Source organism: Mucilaginibacter sp. (assembly GCF_041663085.1).
Lineage (GTDB): Bacteria > Bacteroidota > Bacteroidia > Sphingobacteriales > Sphingobacteriaceae > Mucilaginibacter.
The window spans coordinates 1-14,222 of record NZ_JBAZRC010000133.1 but is presented as its reverse complement, the minus strand read 5'-3'; the positions used below and the strand labels follow the sequence as shown (position 1 = coordinate 14,222).

Genomic DNA, 14,222 nt, shown 5'->3' with positions numbered 1-14,222 from the left:
AAAAGCTGTTTTTACCCTATTTTAATAATATGTTTTAATGCAGATTTGTTAAGTTGAACGATAGCAATTTTAGTGCGGATAGGTTTGTGAAGTTTTTGCTAACGATTTTTAATAAAAATTATTGCGAACTAATTAAATAGTTTATATTTACAGATAAATAAACAAGATTTTTAACCTAAACCTTATCACTTTAAACTATGGAACCTTTAATGGGAGAAATTAAAATGTTTGCCGGAACATTTGCACCTAACGGATGGTACTTTTGCGACGGAACATTATTGTCAATTTCGCAAAACAGTGCGCTATTTTCAATATTGGGTACCAACTATGGCGGCGATGGTGTACAAACCTTTGCATTACCAGATCTTCGCGGCCGCACGCCTATACACTCTGGCAATGGACAAGGAAGAAATGTATCACGTTATGAACTTGGACAAATAGGCGGTAATGAGAACGTTACTATTACTGCGCAACAAATGCCAGCACACTCTCACTTAATTAATACCGTAACCCTTGGAAACTTGCCACAACCGAACGGTAATATCCTTGCAGGCCTTCCGGTAGATCTTACAACTGGTGAAGGTACTAACAATTGGTCTAATGCCGCATCAGATTCAACACTGAGCCCTGCGGCAGTAGCCGCTACCGGTGGTAGTCAGCCGTTAAATGTTGTAACACCATATTTAGGTATGAATTATATTATAGCCTGGACTGGGATCTATCCTTCAAGACCGTAATTATATTAATGAATATTAAATATAATGATTTTGGCAGGTGCAAATGAAAATTGGCATCGTATCAAATTCAAAAATATGCATACCCTTGCTTTCGTACCTAAACAGTATTAAAGCAGGGGTTATGTTATACTTCGGCAGATCAGCCCATACTGATATCAGCGTGAGCGAACTTACCGTCTTTTGCAGGATGAACAATATAGCGTTTTATGCAGAGGATGATAAAAAAGAGTTTTACAATTGGCAGCAGCTAAACGAGCCGGATGTTATTTTTATTACCGGCTATGCTCATAAAATTGCTGTTGACAAGTTAGGCGGTGTGCCGAAAGGCATATTTAACATACATTTTGGGAAGTTGCCACAATACAGGGGGCCATCGCCGGTTTTCTGGCAATTAAAGAATGGTGAAGCACAGCTAGGCTTAGCTATACACCAGTTAACCGATAAGCTTGATAGTGGGGAGGTTGCCTGGGAACAAAGTATTAAGAACGAAGAATATCATAACTACAATTATATAAACCAGGCTTTTAGCCAGTTGCAGGTTCAGGGGGTATCGCAGATACTTACACAGTTAAGTAATAGGCCAACGCCAATATATAAAATGCAGGACGAGGCCGAAGCCCGGTATTACAAAATGCCCAAACTGGCTGATGTAATAATAAACTGGGATAGGATGGATGCAAAAGAGATAACAGCCCTTGTAAAAGCCTGCACCTCATGGAATAATGGTGCAAGCACTTTAATAAATGGGTACGAACTAAAAATATTAGATGCCGAAGCAGCTTCCGCAGAAGCAAATAACATACCCGGTACAATTAACATAGCAAATAACAAGTTTAATGTGGCCTGCATCAATAATCAGATGCTGAGCATAAACTTTTTCAATATTAATAGCACTTGCATCCCGGCCCGCCATGCAGGTTTTTATGGTTTAAAAACCGGGCAAAAATTCATTAGCAAAATATAAACGGTGTAACCGATAAAATATAAACCTGAACAATTAACACAAAATCATGAAAAAACTTTTACCAATCATTAGAAACGTGATAACCAATGGCGGCCGATCGTTCTCGGCGGTTGTGCTATTACTGATATTATTGGGAATAACCAAAAATACGCAAGCACAGGTATATTACCTTATAAATAGTACAACAGGTAATACAACCAATGCTGCAAACGCATTAAAAAAAGTTGATTATACCGGCAGTAATGACGGGAATGTTACCACGGGTATACCAAACCCCATCTTAGCTGAAGTTGATGCACCAAATAACCGTGTATTTACTTACAATGGCTTTTTAGGTAACAGGGTTATCAATGTGGTGAATATGAGTACAGGCGGTGTTATCAATACTATTACTTTGCCATCCGGCCTTCAAACATCCGGCCCATCTGTAACGGCTATTAAATACGACCCTATTAACGATTGGGTATATTATGTAACCAACAGTAACGGTGGATCAGCTACATTGAATGCAGTATACAGATCTAAGCCGGACGGCACCCAAAATGCCGCACTGGCAACCGGTATCGCTACGTTACCGCAATGGCTGGCGCTTGATATACCTAATAACAGGGTATTTATATATGAGGGTATTTTTAGCGGTCGTAAAATATTAACTTTTGATTTGGGTAGTAATACGGTTACAGGCAACGCACCCGTAAGTAATATAGCAAACGCTATTGCTTACGACCCTATTACAGATTATCTCTATTATATTACATCTGACAATGACCAAATTAATGCCGGCACAACCAATGATGCATTAAGAAAAATACGGCCGGGCGGATCAGGCGGTGAAATTGTAATTAAATCTTCTTTAGTTAAATCACCCCAATATATGGCATTGGATGCAGGTAATAACCGTGCTTTTGTTTACAATGGATACTATGGGAGCTCAACAACTATAAGATTAGATGATACAGGTATTTACTCGGTTGATCTAACAACCGGTGCGACAACCCGGATACTTGACCATTCAGGGCTCCAAAACACACCCAATTACCTTAGGGTTTATGCATTATTTGCCCCGGCACGCCCAAATGTTAGCACTACTGCAGTTTCAACTTTCTCATCAGCTTCGGCAACTTTAGGCGGTAACGTAACACGAAGTGACGCCGCAGTAACAGCACGAGGCGTAGTATATAGCAGTAGTAATACCACACCAACCATAGGCGGTAGCGGCGTAACTCAGGCATCCATCGGCACCGGCACCGGCAGCTTCTCTCAAAGTATATCAGGCCTTAGCGCTTCAACAACCTATTATGTAAGGAGCTACGCTACAAGTGGCGCGGGCACTACTTATGGTACTGTTACCTCATTCTCAACACAATCGAATGATGCTAACCTTTCGGCGTTTACAATTAGCGCGGGTACATTAACACCGGGTTTTTCGAGCGGTACCATCTCGTATACTGCATCGGTAGCCAATGCCAATTCGACTATCACCGTTACACCAACAACAAACAACGCTAACGCCAGTGTAAAAGTAAATAACGTTGCTGTTACTTCGGGTACAGCATCGGGCGCTATCAGCTTAAATATAGGTGATAATGTAATTACAACAGTATTAACCGCACAAGATGGTACTACTACCAAAACCTATACGTTAACCGTAACCCGCGCAAAAGCAGCACAAACTATTACTTTTGCCGGTACAGCTACTAAAACGTATGGCGATGCTGATTTTGCACCAGGTGCAAGCGCAAGCAGTGGCCTTGGTGTTAGCTACAGCAGCGATAACCTTGGTGTTGCAACTATAGTAAGCGGCCAAATTCATATAGTAGGGGCGGGTATCGCAAACATCACCGCTTCGCAAGGTGGCGATGGTACTTATTTAGCGGCAAGCAATGTTGTGCAAGCTCTTACCGTAAACAAGGCATCACAAACCATAACCTTTAACGCTATCCCCGCAAAAACTTACGGCACTGCCGACTTCGCACCGGGTGCAACCGCAAGCAGCGGTTTAACCGTTAGCTACAGCAGCGATAATACAGCTGTTGCAACTATTGTAAGCAACCAGATACACATAGTAGGCCAGGGTACTGCAAACATAACCGCTTCGCAAGTTGGGGATGCCAACAGGCTTGCAGCAACCAGTATTGCGCAAGTACTTACGGTGAACAAAGCAACCGTTACCATTACTGCTAATGCCAAAACCAAAGTTTACGGTGATAACGACCCTACCTTTACTTACACTGCAACAGGTGTAGTAGGTACTGATGCCCCTACAGGCGCATTAAGCAGGGCAACACCAAACACTAATGTGCTTATAGGCGCTTATGCAATTGAACAGGGTACGCTCTCTTACGGTAACAATTACAATATTAATTATACAGGTGCAAACTTAACCATTACCCCAAGGCCTATCACTATTTTACCTGTGGCCAAAACTAAAGTTTATGGCGATGCGGATCCTTTCCTGAACCAGTTTTCGATCACAGCAGGTTCGCTGGCTCCCGGCGACGCTACTGGCGACCAATTTGGGCGCGCTACAGGCGAAAACGTTGGCACTTACTTGATGACCTTAGGTACCAAAAAATTCTATGGTAACGTTAATGGTAACTTCGTGGAGGTTACCAACAATTACGACATAACCATTCAATCGGCTTCTTTAATCATCAGCGCTAAACCAATTATCGTTAGCGCCAACGCGCAAACAAAAAACTATGGTGACGCTGATCCTGAACTTACTCATAGCAATGATGCACTGGCATTTAGCGATAGTTTCACAGGCGCGTTAACAAGGGCACCCGGCGAAGGCTTCGGCATATATGCCATCACACAGGGTACTTTAGCTTTAAACAGCAACTACACGCTTACTTTCAATGGCAATAACCTGACTATCGGTAAAAAAACTATTAACGTTACGGCAAACGCCAAAAATAAAACCTACGGCACTGCCGATCCTGCGTTTGATTATACTTACGATGCTCTTGCATTTACTGATGGCTTTACAGGTACCCTTGCAAGGGATGCCGGCGAAGATGTTGGCACACATGCTATCACACAAGGTTCGTTAGCATTAAGCAACAACTATACTTTAAATTATACCGGCGCCAGCCTGTCAATAGGCAAAGCTAACTTAACTTATGTGGCTACGCCGGCAAGTCGCCCGTTCCAAACGGTAAACCCAACCTTTGCGGGTTCGGTAACAGGTTTTGTTAATGGCGATAGCCAGGCATCGGCAACAACCGGTACTTTAAGCTTTACATCAACAGCAGGCTTAAACAGCGCACTTGGCAACTATCCTATAATTGGCAGTGGCTTAAGCGCTGCAAACTATGATTTTGTGCAGGACGCAGCAAACAGTAATGCACTTACCATCACTGCATCAACCGATGCCACACTTGCCAACCTAACTGTTGACCAAGGCACTTTAAACCCGGTGTTTAGCAGCGGCCAGACAAGCTATGGCTTTAGCGTTGCTAACAACGTAACCTCGTTTAATTTAATGGCTACTGTTAACCAGCAAAATGCTACCCTACAGTTTACCGGGGGGGCACTTACTTCGGGTATCACCAAAAACGTCCCTTTAAATACAGGAAATAATAACTTTAACGTTATTGTTACTGCGCAGGATGGTTCGACAACAAAATATTACACGTTAAATATTTTCAGGGCTTACGATACTAATAATTTGTTAGCCAGCCTAAACTTAGGCGGCGTAACCTATAGCCCTACTTTTGATGCTGGTACTTTAAATTATACAGCAACGGTTGGTAACGTGGTTACCTCAACAGATGTTACCGCTACCGCTATTTCTCCTACAACACACATATTTGTAGGTGGATATGACCTGGCAACAACTAACCCGGTTAATACCGCGCTTAATGTTGGCGAAACCGATGTGATGATAGTTTCTAAAGCCGAAAACGGTGATGAACGGATATATAAGGTTACCGTAACCCGTGCGCAATCTGCTGATGCTACCTTGACATCAATTGGTAACAGCAGCATTACTTTAAACACGCCATTTATTAGCAGTACGCATGCTTATAGCGCAACTGTTGCAACGGGTGTTGGGGCATTAACGTTCCTGCCAACGTCAACAAACAACGCGGCCATTATAAAAGTTAACAACCAATCTTTAAATACAACCTTTGGCAATAATGTGTCTTTAGCATTTGGTGCTAATAGTGTAGTTATAGATGTAACCTCGGAGAATGGCCTTAACCATATTTCTTATGTGTTAAATATTTACAGGCTAAGGTCATCAAATGCAGATCTGGCAAGCTTATCTTTCCCTTTTATCACATCTGTTAACGAAGAGTTTAACCCGAACGTTTTAGATTACACCGCTACGGTTGCCGATTCTACTTACACCGGCATCCCGTTAAGCGCTGTATCTGCAGATGAAAACGCTATAGTTAAAATAGATGGTACGGTAGTGCCAAGATTTGTAAACTATACATTGCCGGTACATGGTGGTCAAAACACTTACCATATAGTAGTTACCTCACAGGATACCAGCTCTACCAAAACCTACACGCTGGTACTTACCCGCGCAGGCCAGGCACCGCCGCTACAGTCGCCGATTGCTAACCTGTTAGCGCTGAATGTTTCTTCGGGGTCAAGTTTCTCTAAAAACTTTAACTTTTCTATTGGAGAAGTACTTACAATAATTAACGCACCTAATAATATTGAATCGGTGCGTATATTCCCGGTTTCAGAAAATGAAGTGTCTACCGTAACAGTAAACGGCGTAACCGTGCCATACGATACTACTACAGCTTTGCTGCCGATATCATTAGGTGATAACGTATTTACTGTAGTGGTAACTTCAGAAGATGGTGCCCATACCAAAACATATGAGGTACATGTAAACAGGCTACCATTTGCTGATGTAACACTTGCTTCATTAACAGTTAATGCTGGTACATTAACACCAGCCTTCGTTCCCGCAACAAGATCATACAGTGTATCTGTACCAAATAACGTTACATCTATAGGTATTACACCGGTAGCAACTGTTGGCACAACAACTGTAACAATAGGCGATACTCAAATTACACAGGCTAACCCTACAGCTACAATTAATTTATCTGAAGGCCCGCCAAACAGGATAAGAATTGTGGTAACTGCTGCTGATGGTGTTACTACACAAGCCTATACAGTAAATGTAACCCGGGAGGCAGTACCACTATCCAACAATGCAATGGCATCGAGCTTAGTATTGAGCCCGACTGCAACGCTGGCAAGTGTATCAGGTTCTTCATACCAAAATTTTAGAACTTCAGTTCTTCCAGATGTTAGTACTGTTAACCTAAAAACCATCGCCGTGGAGGCAAACGCGGTGATTCGTGTTAATGGTAAGGTGGTAAGTAGCGGTGTTTTTTCTGATCCTATAACGCTTAATGAAGGCACCACTGTTATTAATGTGGAGATAACCGCACCAGATGGTATAACAACTAAAACGTACTCGGTAACCGTTAACCATGCGGCTTCAGGCAATGCGTTTGCATCAGGCTTTATATTAAGTCCGGCTTCAACACTCGTGAGCACGGTAGGTACAGCTACAGTAAACTTCGCAACCGCGGTATCTGCAGATGTTAGCAGTATAAAGCTGAAAACACTTACCCAGGATGCGGGCGCAGTAGTGCGTGTTAACGGTAATGTTGTAAGCAACGGCATCTTCTCGGCGCCAATATCACTTAATATGGGGGCAACGCTTATCAATATAGCAATTACGGCACCCGATGGGTTAACGGTTAAAACATATTCTATAACAGTTAACCGCACAGGCTCAAGCAATGCATCTGCATCGAGCCTGATATTAGACCCAGCTTCGCCATTGGTGAGCACGACAGGCTCGGCAAATGAGAATTATACCACCTCGGTATCAGCAGGTGTAAACAGTGTAAGATTAAAGACGATAACCCAGCAGGCAGATGCGGTGGTCCGTGTAAACGGTAATGTGGTGGCTAACGGTGCATATTCTGATCCGCTAACACTTAATGCAGGAGTAACAGTTATCAATGTATCATTAACGGCTCAAGATGGTATAACTGTTAAGACTTATTCAGTAACAGTCAACCGCTTAGGCTCTAATAACGCATTAGCATCAGGCCTGTTATTAGATCCTGTGTCGACCTTAGTAAGCACAGCGGGTTCAGCGGATGTAAATTATAATACCTCTGTTTCTCCTATTGTAAATAGTGTAAGGTTAAAGACGACAGCCCAGCAGTCAGACGCGGTGATTCGTGTAAACGGTGATATCGTTAGCAGCGATGTTTACTCTGATCCGATAACGCTGAATGCGGGCGCCACAATCATTAATGTATCGATAACCGCGCAGGATGGTATAACAGTTAAGACTTATTCGATTAAGATAAATCGTTTAGGATCTGGCAATGCACAGGCATCCTCCCTTTTACTAGATCCGGCTTCCACATTAATAAGTACAAAAGGCACCGCCAATGAGAACTACAAGACTGCTGTATCAGTGAGTGTAACGAGTGTAAGGCTAAAGGTGATCGCCCAACAGGCAGATGCGGTGATACGTGTAAACGGGAACGTGGTAAGCAGTGGAGTTTTCTCAGCGCCGATACTTCTTAATGCAGGAGCGACGGCTATTAATGTATCGATTACAGCGCAGGATGGTGTAACGGCTAAAACCTATTCGGTACTCGTAAACCGCACGGGCTCTACAAATGCATCGGCTTCGGGCCTAATATTAGACCCGGTTTCCACACTGGTGAGTACAACAGGTTCATCTAATGAGAATTACACCACCACGGTAGCATCAAGTGTAAGCAGTGTGAGACTGAGAACGACAGTTCAGCAGGCAAACGCGGTGATTCGTGTAAATGGTGATGTGATTAGCAGCGGTGTTTATTCCAACCCGATAGCGCTTGACGCGGGTGCAACGGTTATTGGTATATTGATAACAGCGGAGGATGGGGTAACAACAAAAACTTATTCAGTTACGGTAAACCGGATAATGGAAGAATCGTTGATGGTAGACAGGAATAGCAGCAAACTGCTATTCGCAAATAAGACGGCTAACAATGTTGCACCAACGGGAGACGACGGGGTAGTGGTTCACCAGGGTGTATCACCAAACGGAGATGGTTCAAACGACTTCCTGTATATTGAAGGCATTAGCGCTTATGCGGGTAACAAACTGTCGATCATGAACACCAGCGGAGCGTTGGTATTTGAGACCAAGGACTACGGTAAGGATGGCAACCACCTGTTTGATGGCCACTCCAACAAGAACGGCGCGTTGTTAAAACCGGGTACATACTTCTATGCATTAGAGTATCAGGTTGATAAACAAAACAAACGCAAAACAGGATATATTATAATTAAGTATTAATTAATAATAGCCATCCTGGTAAAAGCCCCCGTGTTAACGGGGGCTTTTGTATTTAAAAAACTTTTATAATACTTTATTTCACCCTTAATTAAAGTGTAAATAAGCTGTTTTTACCCTATAGCGTGTTTTGTTTTTAATAGAGATTTGTAAGGTAGCAGCAGTAGTTTTAAGGGATATAATTATAATATTTTAACGCTATTAATATGTAAATTGCTTTGCTCACAATTGCCCCTGATTAAACAATTGCTTGAAGGTTATTACCGATGACAGGGCTTGTTACTAATTGATATAAACCTGATTAAAATTGCTTTTATGAAAAGGGCTTTACTTCTACAATTTCCGGCATATATTCATCATAGTACCAGATGTGTAAAGCTTATTCTATCCTCTTCAAATCATTTTTTATTATCTGTATTAGCAAATATCAGCAGGGCAAATACGAGCAAAATATTTCCTAATTATTAACAGATTAACAAAACAGTGGCGCGAGAAACAACAGGCATGAATTTAAACCTAAACAAAAAACAATTTTTACTACTACTAAGCATATTGATGATGATATGCAGCAATAGGCTTATGGCACAGCAACAGATTTATGCCTACAGCCAGTACGCTGATAATTTAACGCCCATAAACCCTGCGTACTCCATGCTGGATAAAGCCGGATCATTAAACTTGATGGGCCGTAAACAATTTATAGGTATTAACGGGGCGCCAACCAGTTTGTTATTTAGCGGTAGCCTGCCAATAGAATCAATAGGTGGCGCAGCTGGTATATATGTACTTAACGACCAGGTAGCGGTTGAAAAGCAATTAGAAGTAAACGCTTTTTTTGCCAAAGCCATACAACTTACCGGGAACGATTACCTGGCTGTATCGTTAAATGCAGGTGTACGTAATTATAATGCAAATTACTCAACACTCGATTCATACGATCCGCAGTTTAGGGATGATATACGCGAAACCAAACCTAATATAGGTTTCGGTGTAATGTTTTATAGCGATAAATATTATTTAGGTGTATCGGTACCTGAGTTGAGTATCCGTAGCCTGGGTACTGCATCGGTACAACAGGCAAATTATCTTAAAAACCACTTTTACTTTTCGGGCGCATATCTGGCCGACCTGAGCGATGATATCAAATTTAAACCATCAACGCTGGTATCATATGTAAATGGCTCGCCCTTGCTTGCCGATTTTACCGGGACTATATTTTTAAAAGAACAGCTTGGTATTGGTGCAGGCTATCGTACCAATAAAAGAGCTTCGGGTATTATATCAGTAATTACCGATACGTTTAAAGTGGGTTACAGCTATCAGTTTGGTACATCATCAAACAATCTGGGTGGTTTTAACACTACTATACATGAGGTGAGCCTGGCCTACCGCTTTGGTAAAACCAGCGAACGTAAGCTGCTGTAATGCAGGCCTTATAAATGGTTTATCTATTGCTGCGGTTTACTGTAGCATTGGGATAGGAATAGTGTAACGCAATTTTGATCTATATTATCACAATAATGGCGGATACCGAAAAGCCTTTAACAGAGTAGGTAAATAATACAACCTAACTCAAAACCACAATGGAACCCGTTTCACCAATCACCACCCTTTCCGCTCGCGAGCAGCAACACATGCTGTTACTTTTTATGCCTATGAAAAAATTAGGCGGAGCCAAAGCACTCCAAACAGTTAGCGATTTGCAACTAAAATTGACCGAAAACGCAAAAGATAACCGCGCGGCTACAGGCGTGCATTTTTCTATGTTTTATTACCTTCCTTCAGGTACCACACCAAAACTGCCGGTGCCAAGTTTTCAAACTGCCGAAGGCAAGGACCTTTTGGTTGTACAGGCCTTGTACGATGCCGACTTTAAACCGTATATTGATTCGTTTGTGAATGATCCGGATATTGCCGGAGGGCTTAATTCTATCCTGGAGCATATGGACGAAAGCGGCATAGTTAAAGACACTGACCCTACATCTGCAAAATACATCATCGAAAACGGTAAAGTAGAAGAAAACCCTAATGAGTTTTACTGCCTGCTTATGCGTTATAATTTCGCCGATCCAACCATCCCCGCGGCAGCAAAAATAACAAGCTTTAATAAATACCTGTTAACCCATACATTCCCGGGTTTAACCATCGAAAAAATATTGGATAACTACCCTGATGCACGCGAACTTTGGCCTTCAAAGGCCCCGGTTATAAAATTCGCCGAATCGAAAAAGCCTGTTTGTAAATAATAATCTACAGGCCCTGCAGCAGGGCCTGTTAACCCGCCTTATTAATATGCAATGATCAACCTAAACGATATTCGTAATAATTATCCTACGCCAAAGTTGGATGATATACAAGGAATTATACTTCGGGGTTATACATTTCCATACATACGTTATATTATATTTACCATAGCTGATAAAGAGGGTGCGCGGGCCTTTATATCAAATATTTTACCCGGAGCAAGCGATATTGAAGTTACAACAGCTAAGCCCTGGGAAATTGATAAGAGACCTGAGTATAGTTTAACAATAGGCCTTACTTACTCCGGCATGCGAGAATTAATGCAGGAGGAAAACCGCGAAGAAGTGGAAGGGAAAAGCTCAAACGTTTTTTCGCTTTTTATGGAAGGTGCCGTTGGCGACGCGATTGCTGTTGGCGATGTTGGTGCAAGCGCCCCTAAAAACTGGTGGAAAAGATCGGGTGAGTGGAAGCTGAAAGAAAAGCCTTCGGCAAACAATGATGAATTGCATATCCTGGTAAGTATTTATGCTGATAGTATTGCGAACCGCGAAAATTACCATCAGAAATTGTTAGTACAGGTTCCATCAACTGATAATGGCCCGGCGCTGAAGGAGGCATACCTCCAGGATTCTGACCCGCTTAAAGCCGGGGATGATTACATCCACTTTGGTTACAAGGACAGCCTGTCGCAGCCAAGGTTAAGCAATGTGCCATGGAACACTACAAAAGGCCGGTTGCTGCTTGGTAAAAGCACTGTTGATGACAGGCCGCTTGTACCACCTTACCATTTTGTGATCACCCCCAAATTTAAAAAGGATCCATCGAAAGCAGATAGCCCAATGCTGCCAAAGTATAAAGCACACCCGCTGTTGTATAATGGTAGTTTTGCGGCATTTCGGGTACTTCATCAGGACGTAAAGGCTTTTAAAGATTTTATTGAGAAACCCCGCGGCAAAAATATTATCCCCGAGCTGATAGCCGCAAAAATGTGCGGCCGGTGGTATGATGGTACGCCTTTGTCTGTATCGCCCAATCATCCTTACCAACCGGAAAGACTGGGAGATAAATTGGAGGGGTTCGATTTTACAAACTTTAATTACCTATCACATACACCCAACCAAAGGGGCGTTAAGTTAAATGATGAATTTGGCGCATTGTGCCCATATGCCGCTCATATAAGGCGCACCAACCCGCGCGATGATGATAAAGTGCAGGGTAATACAAACAATGCCGAGGAAAAAAGGATCATGCGCAGGGCCGGTCCTTATGGCCCGGATTATAACCCCGCTAAGCCCGATAATATTCCGCGCGGTTTAGTTGGCCTGTTTATTTGCGCTAATCTAAGCGCACAGTTTAGCTTTATTATGGAAACCTGGGTAACCAGTGGCGGCTTTAGAAACGGTGGGGAAAAGGCCGACATAAGCCCCAATAATAGCGGTATCGACCCGGTATTTGGCATCGATGATGGTATAGATAAGCATAAGAATTTTGCTTTTTTACCCCCCGGCTCACCACCAGAACCCAAAAAGGAAGATTATACGATACTGGACGGCCTGCCGCAATTTATACGGACGGATGGCGGCCTGTATGTGTTTTTGCCGGGTATTAATGGCCTTAGGCATTTAGCAAACGGAACAATACCAAAACCTTAAATACCTTAAAACAATGAGCGCTCTATTATTTAAAAACAAACAAAAGCGGGATGTTGCACTCCGCGAAAAGGATGAAAAAGCCTTGCACACTTTGGTGCAGGCAGCTGTGAACGTAGAATTATTCACCATCCCATTGTACATGACATCGTTGTACTCCCTACAGGGGATGCACGAGATCAACAGCAGGGACAGCAGTGTGTATAAAGGTCGCATCTGGCCGGGCATGTCCGCAACTTCAAAAACGGTAAACTCTAACGAGTTGGCATATAATGCTGTTTTTAGTGTTTTTGTGGCCGAAATGCTCCACCTGCAAATTGTATCAAACCTGGCCAAGGCCGTTGCTTACGACCCTAAGTTTACCTGCGAGCCGCTACAGGATGAAAAAACATTCGCGTGGAAATGCTACTCGCCCGATTCATCGGTGCTGCCCGGTATCCTGGATTTTAAAGACACCAATAAACCAGATATCAGGGTAAATATAGGCCCCATGAATTTGGCCCAAATGGATCTTTTCCTGGCTATTGAGCAAACCGAAGAAGATGCAAGGCACATGATGACAGAGGAAATGTTCCAAAGCAAATACAACCAGCAAGCCCCGTACGAAGGTTGGGAACCGGGCCAGCCATTACCATGGTTTGGTTCGATAGGTAACATGTATATGCAGTTATGGAAATACCTGTCGCTTGAATATACAGATGGTAAAACCTTGTGGGATGTTGTATTTGCAAAATCAATACAACTGGCAAACCCCGGTGTTGAGATTCCTTTAAAGCCAGGCGATAACCGGAAACTTTGCCCTTTCCTGCAACAGGAAGTATTTAACCCGGGAAGATTAGACCCTGAACAAAACGATAGTAATGAATACCCAGGAATGCCAACAAGCATCAATACCCTCGAAAGCGAAAAAGCGCTGTTGGAAGTATTGAATATGATAAACGGTATCACCGACCAGGGCGAAGGTGCCGGTGTTGTACACGAAATATTAAGCAAGGTAAGTGCAGACCGTAACCTTAACGCTACGCTAACCCTAAAAGGGCTTATGGCGTCACCTAACCTGATGGCGGTTCAAAACCAGTTTCAGCCAAGTTGCCCTGTGCTGCGCAAAAAATACCCGTCGTTTAATGCAGATGGAAAAGAGGTTGCTTCAGCAAAGGCAAATGCCCGTGGTGTATTCGGCAAAATGGATCACTTTGAAACCTTTGAGTTTGTAAAAACGCTTATTGAAAGCGGTGGCATCACCACCTGGGACCAATGGCATGCCGATGGTAATAAGT

General features: G+C 42.8%; 7 protein-coding genes. All 7 read left to right on the top strand.

Annotation, left to right across the window (positions count from 1 at the left end; genetic code table 11):
* Positions 1-197: 197 nt before the first annotated feature.
* Positions 198-737 (top strand): phage tail protein, encoded by a 540-nt coding sequence (locus tag WC615_RS18755; protein ID WP_372979598.1) that lies wholly within the window; start codon positions 198-200, stop codon positions 735-737.
* Positions 738-780: 43 nt separating this feature from the next.
* Complete coding sequence (locus WC615_RS18750; protein WP_372979597.1) at positions 781-1,701, top strand: formyltransferase family protein; 921 nt, start codon at positions 781-783, stop codon at positions 1,699-1,701.
* A gap of 46 nt (positions 1,702-1,747) precedes the next feature.
* Entirely contained in the window at positions 1,748-9,055 is a 7,308-nt protein-coding gene (locus WC615_RS18745) for a cadherin-like beta sandwich domain-containing protein (RefSeq protein WP_372979596.1), read from the top strand.
* A gap of 501 nt (positions 9,056-9,556) precedes the next feature.
* Positions 9,557-10,477: a PorP/SprF family type IX secretion system membrane protein gene (locus tag WC615_RS18740; protein WP_372979595.1), complete on the top strand. Its 921-nt coding sequence runs from the start codon at positions 9,557-9,559 to the stop codon at positions 10,475-10,477.
* A 158-nt stretch (positions 10,478-10,635) separates the two neighbouring features.
* On the top strand, positions 10,636-11,298 hold the full coding sequence (locus tag WC615_RS18735) for a hypothetical protein (protein WP_372979594.1): 663 nt from the start codon (positions 10,636-10,638) through the stop codon (positions 11,296-11,298).
* Positions 11,299-11,349: 51 nt separating this feature from the next.
* Positions 11,350-12,948 carry a hypothetical protein gene (locus WC615_RS18730; RefSeq protein ID WP_372979593.1) on the top strand — a complete coding sequence of 533 codons (1,599 nt, stop codon included), beginning with the start codon at positions 11,350-11,352 and terminating at the stop codon, positions 12,946-12,948.
* 13 nt (positions 12,949-12,961) lie between these two features.
* A partial coding sequence (locus tag WC615_RS18725) for a ferritin-like domain-containing protein (protein ID WP_372979592.1) occupies positions 12,962-14,222 on the top strand: 1,261 nt, incomplete at its 3' end.